This window comes from Streptomyces sp. NPDC101237, from assembly GCF_044767465.1.
In the GTDB taxonomy this organism is placed as follows: domain Bacteria; phylum Actinomycetota; class Actinomycetes; order Streptomycetales; family Streptomycetaceae; genus Streptomyces; species Streptomyces gramineus.
The window spans coordinates 1-17,114 of record NZ_JBIWNY010000029.1; the positions used below are offsets into that span (position 1 = coordinate 1).

Here is a 17,114-nt window from a genome sequence, read left to right on the forward strand (position 1 = left end):
GACGAGATCGGCATGGGCGACAACATCTGGCTCGGCGACCGCGACGCCGTCCGCACCCCCATGCAGTGGACCCCCGACCGCAACGCCGGCTTCTCGTCCTGTGATCCGGGACGGCTCTTCCTGCCGACGATCATGGACCCGGTCCACGGCTACCAGGTCACCAACGTCGAGGCGTCCATGTCGTCGCCCTCCTCGCTGCTGCACTGGACCCGCCGGATGATCGAGATCCGCAAGCAGAATCCTGCCTTCGGACTGGGGTCCTATACCGAGCTGCAGTCGTCGAACGCGGCGGTGATCGCGTTCCTGCGGGAGTACGAGGACGACCTCGTCCTCTGTGTGCACAACTTCTCCCGCTTCGCCCAGCCCACCGAGCTGGACCTGCGGCGCTTCAGCGGCCGGCACCCGGTGGAGCTGTTCGGCGGGGTCCGGTTCCCGGCCGTGGGCGAGCTGCCGTACCTGCTGACCCTGGCCGGACACGGCTTCTACTGGTTCCGACTGCGCGCGGAAGGGTAACCGGAACCAAGGCACCCCGGGCGGCGGCCACCGCCCGTCCGCCCGGGGCACGCTTCACCGACGCCCCCGACGACCGGGGAAAGGACGTACCGCCATGGCGGAAACGGTCACCTCTTCCACGCCCCCTCTGCTCGCCTCGCTCGATCCCCTGCTGCGCGAGTGGCTGCCCCGGCAGCGCTGGTTCGCGGGCAAGGGCAGTCCGGTCACCGGCTTCGCCACCGTGGCGGAGACCGAACTCCTGCCGTCCGACAGCAGGCTGGGCCTGCACCACCTGCTGATCCGCGCCGAACAGCCGCCCGCGCCCGCCTCGGCCGGCGACTGCTACCAGCTCCTCATAGGCACGCGCGAGGCGCTGCCGCCGCGGCTTGCGCCCGCGCTGATCGGCCATCTCACCGAGGGTCCGCTGGCCGGACGCACGGTGTACGACGCCCTGTACGACCCCCGGCCCGCCGAGCTGCTCCTGGAGGCCCTGCGCACCCGGGCCCGGATCGGCGGGCTGTCCTTCGAACGCGCCCCCGGCACGGAGATCCGCGACGGACTGGTGGCCCGGCTGCTGACCGCCGAGCAGTCCAACTCCTCGGTCGTCTATGGAGATACGTTCATCCTGAAGCTCCTGCGGCGCGTCGTGCCCGGCGTCAACCCGGACCTGGAGCTGCCCCTGGCCCTGGCCCGCGAGGGCTGCGCCCGGGTGCCCGCCCCGGCGGCCTGGCTGCGGGCGGAACTGCCCGAGGAACCCGGCGCGGCCTGGACGCTGGCCGTCCTGCAGCCCTTCGTGAGCGGCGCGGCCGACGGCTGGGAACTGGCCCTGCGCGAGCTGGCCAAGGGCGAGGACTTCGCCGCGGACGCGCGGGCGCTCGGGCGGGCCACCGCCGAGGTGCACACCGCGCTGGCCCGGGCACTGCCGACCGTCACCCTCGGACACCACCAGCTGGAGTCGACGGTCGCGGGCATGACCGAGCGGCTGACGGCGGCCGCACAGGCGGTGCCCGCGCTGCGCCCCTACGAGGACGGGCTGCGCTCGGCCTACGAGGCGCTGGCGGGCCTCGCCGCCGAGGGCCGCACCTGGACCGCCCAGCGGGTCCACGGCGACCTGCACCTGGGCCAGTGCCTGCGCTCGCCGTCCGGGGAGTGGTCCCTGATCGACTTCGAGGGCGAGCCGGCCCGCCCGCTGGCCGAGCGCCGGCTGCCGCAGCCGCCGGTCCGCGACATCGCCGGCATGCTGCGCTCCTTCGACTACGCGGCCCACTCGGTGACCCCGCCGGCCCGCGCCTGGGCCCAGCTGTGCCGGGCCGCCTACTGCTCCGGGTACGCCGAGATCACCGGCACCGACCCCCGCACCGACCCCGTGATGCTGCGTGCCTACGAGACCGACAAGGCCGTCTACGAGGTCGTCTACGAGGCCCGGCACCGCCCCGACTGGCTGGCCGTGCCCCTGTCGGCCGTCCGCCGCCTCGCCACCTCCGACTCGACCTGACATCCCCGGGAGACGCGTCCGTGACCTCCAAGAAGTCCGTATCCGTAGCCGCCGACGACCGCGACCGGCTGCTGCTGGGCACCCACCACGACCCGCACTCCGTCCTGGGCGCGCATCCGGTGCCGGGCGGCGGGATAGCCGTGCGGGCGTTCCGTCCCTACGCCCGCGGGGTGTCGGTGGTGGCCGGCCGGGATCTGCGGGCCGAACTGCACGACGACGGCGACGGCTTCTTCTCCGTCCTGCTCCCCCTGTCCGACGTGCCGGTCCACCGGCTGCTGGTGGAGTACGAGGGGACGGTCCAGGAGTCCGAGGACTCCTACCGCTTCCTGCCCACGCTGGGCGACCTGGACCTGCACCTGCTGGGCGAGGGCCGGCACGAGCGGCTGTGGGAGGTGCTCGGCGCGCACCCCATGACCCACCAGGGCGTGACCGGCACCCGGTTCGCGGTGTGGGCGCCGAACGCGCGGGGCGTCCGGGTGGCCGGCGGCTTCAACTTCTGGGACGGCACCGGCCATCCGATGCGGTCGCTCGGCTCGTCCGGGGTCTGGGAGCTGTTCGTGCCGGGCGTCGGCGCGGGCGAGCTGTACAAGTTCGACATCACCCGTCCGGACGGATCGCGCACCCTGCGCGCCGACCCGATGGCCCGGCGCACCGAGGTGCCGCCGAGCACGTCGTCCATCGTCGACACGTCCCGGCACGAGTGGACCGACGGCGAGTGGATGGCGCACCGGGGCGACACGCCGGTGCACGAGGCGCCGTTCTCGGTCTACGAGGTGCACCTGCCGTCCTGGCGTCCCGGCCTGACCTACCGCGAACTGGCCGACCAGCTCCCGCGCTACGTCGGCGACCTGGGCTTCACGCACGTCGAGCTGATGCCGGTCGCCGAGCATCCCTTCGGCGGCTCCTGGGGCTACCAGGTCACCGGCTTCTACGCGCCGACGGCCCGCCTCGGCACCCCGGACGACTTCAAGTACCTGGTCGACGCGCTGCACCGGGCCGGCATCGGCGTGATCATGGACTGGGTGCCGGCGCACTTCCCGCGGGACGACTGGGCGCTGGCGGAGTTCGACGGGCGGCCGCTGTACGAGCACTCGGACCCGCTCCGCGCGGCCCATCCGGACTGGGGAACCCTCGAGTTCGACTTCGGGCGCCGTGAGGTGCGCAACTTCCTGGTGGCGAACGCCCTGTACTGGTGCGAGGAGTTCCACATCGACGGGCTGCGGGTGGACGCGGTCGCCTCGATGCTCTACCTGGACTACTCCCGCGAGGAGGGCCAGTGGACGCCCAACGAGCACGGCGGCCGGGAGAACCTGGACGCGGTGGCGTTCCTCCAGGAGATGAACGCGACGGTCTACCGGCGGGTGCCGGGCGTGGTGACGATCGCCGAGGAGTCCACGGCGTGGGACGGCGTGACCCGGCCGACCGACAGCGGCGGTCTCGGTTTCGGCCTGAAGTGGAACATGGGCTGGATGCACGACTCGCTGGAGTACATGTCCCACGAGCCGGTGCACCGCAGGTACCACCACCACGAGATGACCTTCTCGATGGTCTACGCGTACAGCGAGAACTACGTGCTGCCCATCTCCCACGACGAGGTCGTGCACGGAAAACGCTCGCTGGTCTCCAAGATGCCCGGCGACTGGTGGCAGCAGCGCGCCAACCTCCGCGCCTACCTGGGCTTCATGTGGGCCCACCCCGGCAAGCAACTGCTCTTCATGGGGCAGGAGTTCGCCCAGGGTGCGGAGTGGTCGGAGGCGCACGGCCCGGACTGGTGGCTGCTGGACCCGGCCTACGGGGCCGAGGCCGACCACCGGGGCGTGCGCGACCTGGTCCGCGACCTGAACTCCGTCTACCGCGCGACGCCGGCCCTCTGGCAGCGGGACACCTCCATCGCCGGGTTCCAGTGGATCGCGGGCGACGCGGCCGAGGACAACGTCCTGGCCTTCCTGAGGTACGACGCCGAGGGCAGCCCGCTCCTCGCGGTCTCCCACCTCGCCCCGGTGGTCCGCGCCGACTACCGCCTGGGCGTCCCGGACGACGTCCCGGCCTGGCACGAGGCCGTCAACTCGGACGCCGCCCGGTACGGCGGCAGCGGCATCACCAACCCCGACCCGGTGAAGCCGGAGCACCACGAGTCCCACGGCCGCCCCACGAGCATCCGCCTGACCCTGCCCCCGCTGGCTACGGTGTGGCTGCGGCCTGCCTGAGCCCGTCCGGCAGCGGGCCGGTGTGCAGCACGCCCAGGCGCTGGGTGGCCCGGGTCAGCGCCACGTACAGGTCGCTGGTGCCGTAGCGGCCCGGTTCGACCACCAGGACCGAGTCGAACTCCAGGCCCTTGGCCTGGCGCGGGTCCAGCAGCACGACCGTCCGGGTCAGGTCGGGTTCGGCGCCGGCCGTGACGCCGTCCAGGCGGGCGGCCAGGGCGCGGTGCAGGTCGCGCGGTGCGATCACCGCCAGCCGGCCGTCCGCCGGGGTGAGTTCGGCGGCGGCCTTCGCCACGGCGCCGGGCAGGTCGTCGTCGGCCTGCCGGATCCAGGGGCGCACTCCGGTGGACCGCACCGAGCTGGGCGGTTCGAAGTCCGGGTCCCCGGCGCGGACCACGGCCGCGGCGAGGTCCATGATCTCGGACGGGGTGCGGTAGTTGACGCCGAGGCGGGTGTGGTCCCAGCGGTCCTCGACGTACGGTTCGAGGATCTTCGACCACGAGCCCACGCCCGCCGCCTCCGCGGTCTGGGCGGGGTCGCCGACCAGGGTCATGGAGCGGGTCGGGCTGCGCCGCATCAGCAGCCGCCAGGCCATCGGCGACAGCTCCTGCGCCTCGTCGACGATGATGTGCCCGAAGGCCCAGGTGCGGTCGGCCGCCGCGCGTTCGGCGGCGCTGCGGAAGTCCTCCTCCTCGTGGCGTTCGGCGAACCGTTCGGCGTCGATGATGTGGTGCGCGGACAGGACCTCCGAGGCGTCGGGGTCGCTGTCCTCCTTGTCGTCGAACTCGTAGGTCCGGGAGGCGTAGGAGACGTCGAGAACGCCCTGCGCGTAGGCGATCTGGGTCTCGCGCTCGCGTTCGGCGCGGGCCCGGGCGACCCGCTCGTCGACACCGAGCAGCTCGGCCGCCTCGTCGAGCAGAGGGACGTCGGAGACGGTCCAGGCGCGGGTGACCGGGCGCCGGATCGCGGCCGCGTCCTGTTCGCCGACGTACCCCTCGGGCGCGGCGAGGAAGTCGGCGACCAGGCGCTGCGGGGTCAGCCGCGGCCACAGCCGGTCGACGGCGGACCACACCTCGGGGTTCTCGGCGAGTTCGTCGCGGATCTGGGTGACGTCGGAGGCGTCCAGCAGGCTGCTGCCGTCGAAGGGGTCGGTGCCGACCCGCTCGGCGTACAGGTCGGTGAGGGTGTTGAGGATGTGCCCCTCGAAGTACTCGCGGGCCACGTTGTGCGCGAGCCCGGCGGCCCGGGTGCGCTCACGGGCCACGTTCACCAGGCCGTCGTCGAGCATCAGCACCTCGCGGTCGTGCTCGACGGTGACGACCGGGTCGGGCAGCGCCTGCCGGTCGCGTACGACGGCGGCGAGGACGTCCGCCATGTCGGCGCGGCCCTTGACGGCGGCCGCCTGCGGGGTGTCGGCGGCCGTGGCCTTCACGCCCGGGTACAGCTCGCCGACCGTCGCGAGCAGCACGCCGGTCTCGCCGAGCGAGGGCAGCACCTCGCCGATGTAGCCGAGGAAGGCGGGGTTGGGTCCGACGATGAGCACGGCCCGCTTGGCGAGCAGTTCCCGGTGCTCGTACAGGAGGTAGGCGGCCCGGTGCAGCGCGACGGCGGTCTTGCCGGTGCCCGGACCGCCCTCGACGACCAGGATCCCGCGGTGCGGTGCCCGGATGATCTCGTCCTGCTCGGCCTGGATGGTCTGCACGATGTCGTTCATCCGGCCGGTACGGGCCGAGTTGAGGGCGGCCAGCAGCACGGCGTCGCCGGACGGGTCCTCGTGGCCGGTGCGCTCCTGGTCGCCGAGGTCGAGGATCTCGTCGTGCAGGGAGGCGACTTTCCGGCCGTCGGTGGCGATGTGCCGGCGGCGGCGCAGGCCCATCGGGGTGTGGCCGGTGGCCAGGTAGAAGGGGCGGGCGACCGCGGCGCGCCAGTCGATGAGGAGCGGGGTGCGCTCGGCGTCGTCGCGGCGCAGTCCGATCCGGCCGATGTGGTGCTTCGTGCCGGAGGTCAGGTCGATCCGGCCGAAGCAGAGCGAGCCGTCCACGGCGTTCAGCGCGGCCAGCAGCCCGGAGCGCTCGGCGACCAGGATGTCCCGCTCCAGGCGGGCCTGCATCGGCTTGTCGCCGAGGGAGAGGGCGTTCGCGACCGAGTCCTCGGTGTCGCCGCGCAGGGCGTCCACCCGTGCGTACAGTCCGTCGATGAATTCCTGTTCGTGCCGCAATTCATCGTCCGGAAATTCGGTGTTTGACAATTCCACTCCCGCCCGGATATACTGTGCCCACTGAACTTCTTCGTGGCTCGATCGATATCTCTGCCGATCTGAAGTCACGAACTCTTGAATATACGCAAAAAAATCCCCCGAGCGCAATTGCCGGGGGATTTCCTGCGTTCGGGGCGGGTTCAGAGGACGTCGGACAGCTCCTCGCGCAGCCGCCGTCCGGGCCGGGCGCCGACCATCGCCTTCACCGGCTCGCCGTCCCGGAACACCATGAACGTCGGCATCGACAGCACCTTGTAGGCGTTGGTCGTCTCCGGGTTGTGGTCCACGTCCAGCTGGACCACCTTCACCCGCTCGCCCTCCTGCGCCGCGAGGGCCGTGAGCACCGGCGCCATCTGCCGGCACGGCGGGCACCAGTCGGCGGTGAACTCCACCAGCACCGGCCGGTCCGCCCCGATCACCTCCGCCGCGAAGTCCGCGTCCGTCACCTCGGCCACACCCGCTGCCCTGCTCATACGCCGTCCCCTCCCAGCTCGCACACCGGTTCCGGACCACCCGGAACCTCCGCCTCGGCGGCCAGCCGCGCCCGCGCCCGCTCGGCCCGCTCCAGCTGGGCCCCGACCTCGGCCCGCACGGCCTGCAGCTCGCCGATGAGCGAGTCCAGCTCCGTCAGCTTGCGCCGGTAGACCGCGAGCGACGCCGGACAGGTGTCGCCCTGGGGATGCCCGGCCCGCAGGCACTCCACGAACGGCCGGGTCTCCTCCAGCTCGAAGCCGACGTCCTGGAGCGTCCGGATCTGCGTGAGCAGCTTCAGGTCGCGCTCGTCGTAGGTCCGGTGGCCGTTGCCGGAGCGGCGCGCGGGCAGCAGCCCGCGCTCCTCGTAGTACCGCAGGGTGCGGGTGGTGGTGCCGGCCCGCGCGGCCAGCTCGCCGATGCGCATGGGTACGACGGTAGGGCTTGACGCCGACGTCAAGGCAAGCTCGGCTGCATCCCCGCGGATTCCTCGACTTCGAGCAGGGAGGCGCTGCGCCGCTCCTCGTCGAAGGCCCGCCGGCCGCCGCGCAGCCCGAACAGCCGCTTGGCGAGGGCGATGTAGAGCACCGCGAGAACGTTCAGCACCAGGGTGGCGATCTTCAGGTAGCTGACCTTCTCGGTGAGTTCCCAGATCTCCAGCGGCAGGAAGGCGGCGGTGGCGACCACCGTGAGGTATTCGGCCCACCGCTTGGCGTACCAGAGCCCGACCGCCTCGACGAGTTCGATCAGCGCGTACGCCAGCAGCAGCCCGGCCACCAGCAGCAGGGTCGAGTGCCTGTAGCCGAAGGCCTTCTGTATGGAGCCGACGACGGGCGAGTGGTCGAGGTCGTAGTGGAAGTGCTTGAAGACCGGGCGGAAGGTGTCCAGGTACTCGTTGAAGAGCCGGCGCACCGCGTCCTGGCTGTTGCTGAACTTCCACACCGCGACGGCGACGAGCACGATGAACACCCCGCGCACGGCCCGCTCGACCGCCAGGAAGCGCAGGATGAACAGGTCCCGCAGCACCTTCCCGCGCGGTACCAGCGGGGCGTCGGCCGCCGGGCCCGAGCCGTGCGGCTCGCCGAGCGCGAAATCGCCGCAGCGCAGGCAGCGCCAGGCCTCCCCGACCGCGGTCTGGGCGTGCAGCCGGACCCGCAGCCGCGGGTCGTCGGGGGCATAGGTCACGTGCCCCTTGCGCGCGCAGTGCCGACGGTCCCAGTCGATCTTCATCCCCCGTGCCTCCATGCCCTTGCCGACGTGCCGTTCCGGTTGGTCCGGAGCGGCACGTTAGTGGATACGGCCGGCACGTGCGGGTCCGGGGGTCAGTGCGCCCCGCTCCGCGCCGGCTCCCGTTCCTCGGCCGGGGCCTCCGCCACCGCCGGCGTGCGCCCCGGCAGCAGCACCGCCACCAGCACCGTCCCGAGGCCCAGCAGGATCGCGCCGACCAGGCTGGTGTGGGCCACCGCGGAGGCGAAGGAGGAGCCGACGGCGTCCGCCATCTGCTCCGCGCCCTGCTTCAGTTGCCCGGCCTGCGCCTTCAACTGGGCTGCCTGCCGCGGGTCGGTGGCCTGCGCGGCCCGGGCGGCGGTCCGGCGGGCCTGCTCGCCGATGCCCCGGGCGACCGCGTACCCGGCGCCGACCGAGTCCTGGGCGGTGGCCAGCGCGCTCGCGGGGAGCCTGCTGCCGCGGGTGGCGTCGGTGAGGTGGTTGCCGTAGGAGGTGGCGAGCAGCGAGCCGAGGACGGCGATGCCGAGGGAGCCGCCCAACTCCAGCGAGGTGTCGTTGACGGCGCCGCCGACGCCGAGTTCGGACTCCGGGAAGGCGCCCATGATCGCGTCCGTGCACGGCGAGAGCGCGAGGCCGATGGCCAGTCCGAGGATGATCAGCGGGGCCACGAAGTCCCCGTACCCGGAGGCGGCGTCGACGCGGGTGAGCAGGGCGAGCGCGGTGGTGCCGCCGGCCATGCCCGCGGTGACCGTCCACCTCATGCCGACGCGCGGGGTGAGCCAGCCGGTCAGGGCCGATCCGGCGAAGACCGCGCCGGCCAGCGGCAGCATGCGCACGCCGGTGCCGAGGGCGTCGTAGCCGAGGACGAACTGGAGGTGCTGGGTGAGGTAGTAGAAGGCGCCGAAGACGGCCAGGAAGAACAGGGCCACGGCGAGGTTGGAGCCGGCGAAGCGGCGGTGGGCGAAGCGGCGCACGTCCAGGACCGGGTGCGGGTGGCGCAGCTCCCACAGGACGAAGGCGACCAGACCTGCGCCCGCGACCACGGCGGCGGTGACCGCCTTGACGCCCCAGCCGAAGTGCGGCCCCTCGATGATCATGTAGACCAGCGCGCCGATCCAGAGCACGGAGAGCAGTCCGCCGACGTAGTCGATGCGGTCGTGGTGGCCGGCCCTGCTGGGCGGCACGAGGACCAGCGCGCCGACGGCCGCGACGGCGGCGATCGGCACGTTGATGAGGAAGGTCGCGGACCAGCCGTGGTCGCGCAGCAGCGCGCCGGCGACCACCGGCCCCGCGGCGATGGCGAGGCCGGCGGTGGCGGTCCACAGGGTGATGGCCTTGGCCCGCTCGCGGCGGGGGAAGGTGGCGGCGAGCAGCGAGAGGGTGGCCGGCATGATCAGCGCGGCGCCGGTGCCCATCACGGCACGGGCCGCGATCACGGTCGCGGCGCTGTCGGCCAGGTAGCCGAAGACGGCGCCGCCCCCGAACACGGCGAGGCCGAGGACGAGCGCCCCGCGGCGGCTGTACTTGTCGCCGATGGCGCCGAGCAGCAGCATCAGGGCGGCGTACGGGACGGTGTAGCCGTCGATGACCCACTGGAGGTCGGCGCTGCCGAGCCCGAGGTCGGCGGTCATGTCGGGCGCGGCCACCGTGAGGGCGGTGTTGGCCATCACGATGATCAGCAGGCTCAGGCAGAGCACCAGCAGCGCCCACCAGCGGCGCGGATAGGGCCCCTCGGCCGTCTCCACCGGTTCCTTCATGACGAGTCGCATGACAGGGATCGCCTTCCTCACGCGTCCAGGTGCCGTCGGGTCCGTACGGCGGGACTTGCACAGTGGCGTGCAATTGCACAACCATGTGCAATGTAAGGGATCTGCACAGCCTTGTGCAAACGGCGGAGGTGAAGCACGTGCGGAGAGTCGGTGGGCCGGGCCGCCGGGCAGGCACAATGGCAGCCATGACCACGGGTAACCCCTCCCGCGCCGACCTCAACCGGCGGCGCATCCTCGACGTCGCCCTCGCCGAGCTGCTGCGCGACCCCGACGCCTCGATGGACCAGATCGCGCGCGCGGCGGGGGTCGTACGACGGACCGTGTACGGCCATTTCCCGAGCCGGGAGGCGCTGATCGGCACCCTGGTCGACGACGCGGTGCGGACGCTGACGGCGGCCGACGAGGGGGCCCGGCGCCAGACGGCGGATCCGGCGGAGGCGGTGGCCCGCTCGGTGCTCGCCGTCTGGGAGACCGCCGACCGCTACCGGCTGCTGATCGGCCTCGCCCAGCGCACCGTCACCATGCGGGGCATCCGCGACCGGCTCACCCCGCTGCGCGAACAGAAGGTGGAGCTGCTGCGCCGCGGCCTCGACGAGGGCGTCTTCACCTCACCGCTGCCGGCGCCGGCCCTGGCGTACGTGCACGAGCAGCTGCTGTTCGCGGTGATGGAGGCGGTCAACGACGGCCTCCTGGACGCGCGGAAGGCGGGCCGCGCCGCCGCTGTCAGCGCACTGACCGCGGCGGGCGTGCCCGCCTCAAGGGCCACCGAGTTGGTGGCCGAGCTGAGCGAGTAGCCGGATCGGGCTCCGGGCGGCCGGACGCGGGGGAGCTGCCGGCCGCCCGGAGGCTTCGGCCGGACGCCCGGCCCCGGTTCAGGCGGGGCCGGACGTCCGGAGCGGAGGGACCGGGCACGTGGCGCCGGGGTCCGCGGAGCGCGGCCGGCCGGCCGGCGCTCAGGCTTTCGCCAGCTCCTCGCGCTGCTCGGGCACCTCGGGCGTACCCGGCTCCCCGTCGTCCAGCAGCGTCTTCTCGTCGAACGGCAGCTCACCCGCGAGCACCTGCCGCACGCGGCCCTTGTCGATCTCCTTGGTCCAGGTGCCGATCAGGACCGTGGCGACCGCGTTGCCGGCGAAGTTCGTCAGCGCGCGGGCCTCGCTCATGAACCGGTCGATGCCGACGATCAGGCCGACGCCGTCCACCAGCGCGGGCTTGTGCGACTGCAGGCCGCCGGCCAGCGTGGCCAGACCGGCGCCGCTGACCCCGGCCGCGCCCTTGGAGGCCAGCAGCAGGAAGAGCAGCAGCGGGATCTGCTCGCCGACCGACATCGGCGTGCCGAGGGCGTCGGCGATGTAGAGCGACGCCATGGTCATGTAGATCATCGTGCCGTCGAGGTTGAAGGAGTACCCGGTCGGAACGGTGATGCCGACGACCGGCTTGCTGACGCCCAGGTGCTCCATCTTCGCGATGAGCCGCGGCAGCGCGGACTCGGAGGACGAGGTGGACAGGATCAGCAGGAACTCGCGGGCGAGGTACTTGAACAGGGAGAAGATGTTCAGACCCGCGACGGCCCGGAGCATCGCGCCCAGCACCACGAAGACGAACAGCACGCAGGTGACGTAGAAGCCGAGCATCAGCACGGCGAGGCTCTTGAGCGCGTCGAGCCCGGCGGAGCCGACCACGGCCGCGATGGCGCCGAAGGCACCGATCGGCGCGGCCCACATGATCATGCCCAGGATGCGGAAGACCAGCCGCTGGATGTGCTCGACGCCCCGCAGCACCGGCTGCCCGGCCGATCCCATGGCCTGCAGAGCGAACCCGGCGAGCAGCGCGATCAGCAGCGTCTGCAGCACCTGGCCCTCGGTGAAGGCCGAGACGAACGTGGTCGGAATGATCGACAGCACGAAGTCGACGCCGCCGAGCGCCTCGGAGTCCACCTGGGCGTGCCCGGTGGCCTTGAGGGCGTTGGTGATGTGCAGCCCGTCACCGGGGTGCAGGATGTTGCCGACGACCAGGCCGATGGTGAGCGCCACCAGCGACATCACCAGGAAGTAGCCGAGCGCGATCCCGCCGACGGCACCGACCTTCGCGGCCTTGCGCACCGACCCGATGCCGAGCACGATCGTGCAGAAGATGATCGGCGAGATCATCATCTTGATCAGGTTGACGAACCCGGTGCCGAGCGGCTTCAGCTCGACGCCCGCGTCGGGCCAGATGAGCCCCACGGCGATGCCCAGGGCCACCGCGACGATCACGGCGATGTACAGGTAATGGGTACGGTCCCGCTTCGCAGCGGGAGCGGCAGGTGCCGTACTGGGGGTGCTTGCGGCGGCCACGGCTGCCCTCCTTGACGTCTTCGTCGGCATCACCGGCGTGCGGCTCACGTCCGGGGGATATGGGGGTTGCCGTGACTATCTCCCGGCCTGTGAGCCCGGTCACCCTTCCGTTCATTTAGTTCATCGCCGGACCGGGAGGCACACTGCTGGCATGCGCCTCCCGACCGTCCCCCGACCCCGCAGCCTGGCGGGACAGCTCTTCGCCATGCAGGCCGTGCTGATAGCGGTACTGGTCGCCGGGTACGCGCTCTTCAGCTACGTCAGCGACCGCCACCAGGCCGAGCAGGCGGCCGCCCGGCAGGCGGCGGCGGTCGCCAGGTCGGTCGCCGACGCCCCCTCGGTCCGCGCCGCGATCCACACGCCGGACCCCTCCGGGGAGCTGCAGCCCTACGCGCTCCAGGTCATGCGGGACACCGAGGTCGACTTCGTCACGATCATGACCCCGGACGGCATCCGCTGGACCCACCCGGACGAGAACGAGATCGGCCGGCACTACCTGGGCCACATCGAGGCCGCCCAGCAGGGCCACACCTTCAGCGAGACCTACCGGGGCACCCTCGGCCCGTCGGTGCGCACGGTGACGCCGGTCCTGGACAACGGCCGGGTGATCGGTCTGGTGAGCGCGGGCATCCGGGTGGAGGCGATCAGCCGGCGGGTGCAGGAGCAGGTGACCGCGCTGCTCGGCGTCGCGGGCGGCGCGCTGGCGCTGGGCGCGGTCGGCACGTTCGTGATCAACGCCCGGCTGCGGCGGCACACGCACGGCATGAACGCGGCCGAACTGAGCCGGATGCACGACTACCACCAGGCCGCGCTGCACGCCGTCCGCGAGGGCCTGCTGATGCTGGACGGCCAGTTCCGGGTGGCCCTGATCAACGACGGCGGCCGGGAACTGCTCGGCGTGGGCCCCGAGGAGGAGGTGGTGGGCCGCTCGGTGGCCGAACTGGGCCTGCCGGCACCGCTGACCGGCGCGCTGCTGGCCGCCGGACCCCGGGTGGACGAAGTGCATCTGACGGCGGACCGGGTCCTGGTGCTGAACACCTCGCCGGTGTCGGGCGGCGAGCGCCGCGGCACCGTGGCCACCCTCCGGGACGTCACCGAACTCCAGGCGCTCACGGGTGAGTTGGACTCCGAGCGGGGTTTCACGCAGGCTCTCAGGTCGCAGGCGCACGAGGCGGCGAACCGCCTGCACACCGTGGTCTCCCTGATCGAACTGGGGCGCGCCGCGGAGGCCGTCGACTTCGCGACCGCCGAGCTGGAGCTGGCTCAGGCCCTGACCGACCAGGTGGTGGCGGCGGTCAGCGAGCCGGTCCTGGCGGCGCTGCTGCTGGGCAAGACGGCGCAGGCGAACGAGCGGGGCGTCGAGCTGGTGGTCTCGGACGAGAGCCGGCTGGATGACGGTCTGCTACCGGAGAGCCTGTCGGCGCGCGATCTGGTCACCGTCCTCGGCAACCTGATCGACAACGCGGTGGACGCGGCCCAGGGGACGGTACGGGCGCGCGTGACAGTGACCGCCTTCGCGGAGGACGCCGAGCTGGTGATGAGGGTGACGGACACGGGTGCGGGGGTCGACCCCGCCCACGCCGAGCTGGTCTTCCAGCGCGGGTTTTCGACGAAACCGGCGGGACCGGGCGGCCGGGGCCTCGGACTGGCGCTGGTCCGGCAGGCGGTGACGCGTCTCGAGGGCACGCTGACCGTGACGGAGGCGCCGGAGGGCGGCGCGGTGTTCGAGGCGCGGCTGCCGCTGCGGGCGTCGCTGGCGGGAGGCGGGGCCCGGTGACCGGGGAGCCGATCAGGGTCCTGGTCGTCGAGGACGACCCGGTGGCCGCGGACGCGCACGTGATGTACGTGGGCCGGGTGCCGGGGTTCACGGCGGTGGGCAAGGCGCACACCGGCGCGGAGGCCCGACGCGTCCTCGACCGCACGCCGGTGGACCTGCTCCTGCTGGACCTGCACCTGCCGGACGTGCACGGCCTGCAGTTCGCGCGCTCCCTGCGGGCCGCCGGCCACCAGGCCGACGTCATAGCGGTGACGTCGGCGCGGGATCTGGCGGTGGTCCGCGAGGGCGTCTCGCTGGGCGTGGTCCAGTACGTGCTGAAGCCCTTCACCTTCGCGACCCTCCGGGACCGGCTGACCCGCTACGCGGAGTTCCGCGCCGCGGTGGGCGAGGCGAGCGGCCAGGACGAGGTGGACCGCGCCCTCGGCGCCCTGCGGGCCCCCTCGCCCGCCGCGCTCCCCAAGGGGCTCAGCGCCCCGACCCTGGAACGGGTCACGGTCGCGCTGCGGGAGTCGGCGCAGGGCCTGACCGCGGCGGCGCTCGCGGAGACCGTGGGGATCTCCCGGATCACGGCCCGCCGCTACCTGGAACACCTGGTGGAAGCGGGCACGGCGGGACGCAGTCCGTTGTACGGACAGGTGGGGCGGCCGGAGCTGGTGTACCGGTGGGGACGGGGGCGGTAGAGCCGCTCCCCCGCGCGGCCCGGCCGCGGCGCCCGTGCCGCGCGGGCACCGGCGCCGGGGCGTCAGGCGGCGGCCCGTGCCCGTCCCGCCGGCCTCGTGTACAGCAGCACCTGCACGCCGAGTCCCACCACGGCGAGCGCCTCGGCCACCGACAGCCCGACCAGCAGTCCCCCGCCGGACCGGCCGGCCCAGAACACCACCAGCGCCGCCAGCGGCACCGCGCAGAAGGCGGTCAGGTCGATCGCTGCCTGGATCGCCTTGCGGGTCCGCCGCCGGACGTCCGTGCGGTGGTAGGCCTCCCAGCCGAAGCCGGCGAACTCGCCCTCGGCGGCGGCCAGCCGGCCGAGCCGCGGCCCCAGGTCCTCGCGCACGTAGTGCCCGATCGCCGAGATCTTCTCGTCGTTGACCAGGTAGGTCCATCCCAGCACCACGCACACCGGCGGCAGCGCCAGCAGCATCGACGGCTGCCCGGCCTGCGCGGCGGCGGCGATGACGGCGGCCACCACGCCGAGCGTCACGTACAGCAGGTTGTCCCGGAACCCGATCCGCGCCTTCTGCTCGTCCTTGACCGTCTGGTACTCGGCGAGCAGCAACTGCCCGACGGTGACCTCTTGTTCCGGCATCCGGCTCTCCCCCGCTCCGACGGCCCGTCCGACGCCGGACGACCATACCCCCGTCCCCGCGGGCGACCTGCCGCCACCGTCGACGGATGCCCGCGCGCCGGCCCGTCGCCGTCGTCCCGGCCGACGACAGGCCGGCGTCCGCCGACCGCGTCCGCCACCACTGCGACGACGCCCGCGCCATCGAGACGGCAGGCTCCGGCGCGGCGGACGCCCCCCGGGGGCACCGGGACGGCTCGGGGACCTACGGGGTCGACCACGTCGACTTCAGGGGCGGCGTCTTCCGCGGTCCCGTGACCGGCAAGCGGACCGACAAACCCCCGCACGCTCATTGACCTGACTAGACCACTCCACTTACCTTCACTGCGCAAGAGACGAACCCCCAGGCCACAGCGGAGTGGCCGCCCAGGAGGTCGTGCCCGTGCGCCCCACCGCCGTCAGCATCCTTGCCCTCTCCCTCGTCACCGCCGCCGCTTCCCTCACGGCGTGCGGCAGCGGGTCCGGGAGCGGTCCCGACACCGTGAAGATCTCCTTCAAGCAGTCCACGGACAACTCCGTGAAGGTGATGGACACCTATCTCGCGGACATCAAGAAGCAGTTCGAGAAGGAGTACCCGGGCAAGAAGGTCGAGCTGGTCCCGATCAAGGCGCCCGACTCCGAGTACTACACGAAGCTCCAGCAGATGCTCCGGTCGCCGCGGACCGCTCCCGACCTGGTCTACGAGGACACCTTCCTCATCAACTCGGACATCACGAGCGGGTACTTGAAGCCGCTGGACTCCTACCTCGACAAGTGGCAGGACTGGGGGCAGTTCATCGACACGGCGAAGTCGGCGGCCCGCGGCGAGGACGGGAAGACGTACGGCGTCCCCGACGGCACCGACACCCGCGGACTCTGGTTCGACAAGCGCGTGTTCACGAAGGCCGGGCTGCCCCTGGACTGGCAGCCGAAGAACTGGGACGACGTCCTCGCGGCCGCCCGGACCATCAGGAAGAAGGTCCCCGGCGTGACCCCGCTCAACGTCTACACCGGCAAGCCCGCCGGCGAGGCCGCCACCATGCAGGGCCTGGAGATGCTGCTGTACGGGACCAACGACGGGACCAGCGACCCGCTGTACGACAAGGGCAGCAAGAAGTGGATCACGGGGAGCCAGGGGTTCAAGGACGCGCTGTCGTTCGTCGAGACCGTGTACAAGGAGAAGCTCGGGCCGGACGTCTCCGACGCCCTCGACCCCAACTTCAGCACCGCCGTGCGCGGTGACCTCCTGCCCCAGGGCAAGCTCGGCATCGACCTGGACGGGTCGTGGCTGCCGCAGGACTGGCTCCAGGGCAGCGGACACGAGTGGCCCGACTGGTCCAAGCAGCTGGGACTCGCCTACATGCCCACCCAGCACGGCCAGGCCCCCGGCAAGGTGAGCATGTCCGGCGGCTGGACGTGGGCGATCCCGGCCAAGGCCGGCAACCCCGACCTCGCCTTCGACTTCGTCAAGACCATGCAGACCAAGGCGAACGCCCAGAAGTGGTACATCGCCAACTCCGGGATCGCGGTGCGCAAGGACGTCGCGGGCGATCCGTCGTACACGTCCGCCCAGCCCGGCATCAAGTTCTTCACGGACCTGGTCGCCAGCACGCACTACCGGCCCGCCTATCCGGCCTACCCGAAGGTCTCCACCGCCGTCCAGGAGGCCATGGAGAGCGTGACGACCGGTGACGCGTCCGTGGACAAGGCGGCGAGCCAGTACGACGCGACCGTCAAGGACGTGACCGACGGCCAAGTGGTCTCCCCGTGA

Annotated in this window: 15 protein-coding genes; 8 read left to right on the forward strand and 7 right to left on the reverse strand. The window is 72.3% G+C overall.

Going from position 1 to position 17,114, the window contains the following annotated elements; translation table 11 throughout:
- The 3 genes from ACIRQ9_RS33275 to glgB form a co-directional block, all read left to right on the forward strand.
- The coding region (locus ACIRQ9_RS33275; protein WP_404182004.1) for an alpha-glucosidase C-terminal domain-containing protein at positions 1-513 on the forward strand (513 nt) is incomplete at its 5' end.
- Positions 514-607: 94 nt separating this feature from the next.
- Complete coding sequence (locus tag ACIRQ9_RS33280) at positions 608-1,987, forward strand: maltokinase (RefSeq protein ID WP_404182007.1); 1,380 nt, start codon at positions 608-610, stop codon at positions 1,985-1,987.
- Between the two features lie 20 nt (positions 1,988-2,007).
- On the forward strand, positions 2,008-4,194 hold the full coding sequence (gene glgB / locus ACIRQ9_RS33285) for a 1,4-alpha-glucan branching enzyme (RefSeq protein ID WP_404182010.1): 2,187 nt from the start codon (positions 2,008-2,010) through the stop codon (positions 4,192-4,194).
- Here the strand turns inward: glgB and ACIRQ9_RS33290 are convergent.
- The 5 genes from ACIRQ9_RS33290 to ACIRQ9_RS33310 form a co-directional block, all read right to left on the reverse strand.
- Positions 4,169-6,409 carry a HelD family protein gene (locus ACIRQ9_RS33290; protein WP_404182013.1) on the reverse strand — a complete coding sequence of 747 codons (2,241 nt, stop codon included), beginning with the start codon at positions 6,407-6,409 and terminating at the stop codon, positions 4,169-4,171. The genes glgB and ACIRQ9_RS33290 overlap by 26 nt on opposite strands.
- Positions 6,410-6,588: 179 nt before the next feature.
- Entirely contained in the window at positions 6,589-6,921 is a 333-nt protein-coding gene (gene trxA, locus ACIRQ9_RS33295) for a thioredoxin (RefSeq protein ID WP_404182016.1), read from the reverse strand.
- Positions 6,918-7,346, reverse strand: coding sequence for a MerR family transcriptional regulator (locus tag ACIRQ9_RS33300; protein ID WP_404182019.1), 429 nt, complete (start codon positions 7,344-7,346; stop codon positions 6,918-6,920). The genes trxA and ACIRQ9_RS33300 overlap by 4 nt, the downstream gene beginning before the upstream one ends.
- Positions 7,347-7,375: 29 nt before the next feature.
- On the reverse strand, positions 7,376-8,149 hold the full coding sequence (locus ACIRQ9_RS33305; RefSeq protein ID WP_404182022.1) for a DUF2127 domain-containing protein: 774 nt from the start codon (positions 8,147-8,149) through the stop codon (positions 7,376-7,378).
- 92 nt (positions 8,150-8,241) lie between these two features.
- Positions 8,242-9,915: an MFS transporter gene (locus tag ACIRQ9_RS33310; RefSeq protein WP_404182025.1), complete on the reverse strand. Its 1,674-nt coding sequence runs from the start codon at positions 9,913-9,915 to the stop codon at positions 8,242-8,244.
- Between the two features lie 176 nt (positions 9,916-10,091).
- On the opposite strand from ACIRQ9_RS33310, the gene ACIRQ9_RS33315 reads away from it, so the two are divergent.
- Entirely contained in the window at positions 10,092-10,709 is a 618-nt protein-coding gene (locus tag ACIRQ9_RS33315) for a TetR/AcrR family transcriptional regulator (RefSeq protein WP_404182028.1), read from the forward strand.
- Between the two features lie 159 nt (positions 10,710-10,868).
- Here the strand turns inward: ACIRQ9_RS33315 and ACIRQ9_RS33320 are convergent, their stop codons facing one another.
- Positions 10,869-12,278, reverse strand: coding sequence for a cation:dicarboxylate symporter family transporter (locus ACIRQ9_RS33320; RefSeq protein WP_404182210.1), 1,410 nt, complete (start codon positions 12,276-12,278; stop codon positions 10,869-10,871).
- Positions 12,279-12,399: 121 nt separating this feature from the next.
- Here ACIRQ9_RS33320 and ACIRQ9_RS33325 point away from each other — a divergent pair, with 121 nt between their 5' ends.
- Entirely contained in the window at positions 12,400-14,025 is a 1,626-nt protein-coding gene (locus ACIRQ9_RS33325; protein ID WP_404182032.1) for an ATP-binding protein, read from the forward strand.
- A 62-nt stretch (positions 14,026-14,087) separates the two neighbouring features.
- A complete protein-coding gene (locus ACIRQ9_RS33330; protein WP_404182213.1) occupies positions 14,088-14,705 on the forward strand; it encodes a response regulator in 618 nt (205 codons plus the stop codon).
- Positions 14,706-14,767: 62 nt separating this feature from the next.
- On the opposite strand, the gene ACIRQ9_RS33335 is transcribed toward ACIRQ9_RS33330, so the two are convergent.
- On the reverse strand, positions 14,768-15,328 hold the full coding sequence (locus ACIRQ9_RS33335; protein WP_404182035.1) for a hypothetical protein: 561 nt from the start codon (positions 15,326-15,328) through the stop codon (positions 14,768-14,770).
- A gap of 86 nt (positions 15,329-15,414) precedes the next feature.
- Between ACIRQ9_RS33335 and ACIRQ9_RS33340 the strand changes: the two genes are divergently transcribed.
- Positions 15,415-15,660, forward strand: coding sequence for a hypothetical protein (locus tag ACIRQ9_RS33340; RefSeq protein WP_404182038.1), 246 nt, complete (start codon positions 15,415-15,417; stop codon positions 15,658-15,660).
- Between the two features lie 80 nt (positions 15,661-15,740).
- Entirely contained in the window at positions 15,741-17,114 is a 1,374-nt protein-coding gene (locus tag ACIRQ9_RS33345) for an extracellular solute-binding protein (protein ID WP_404182041.1), read from the forward strand.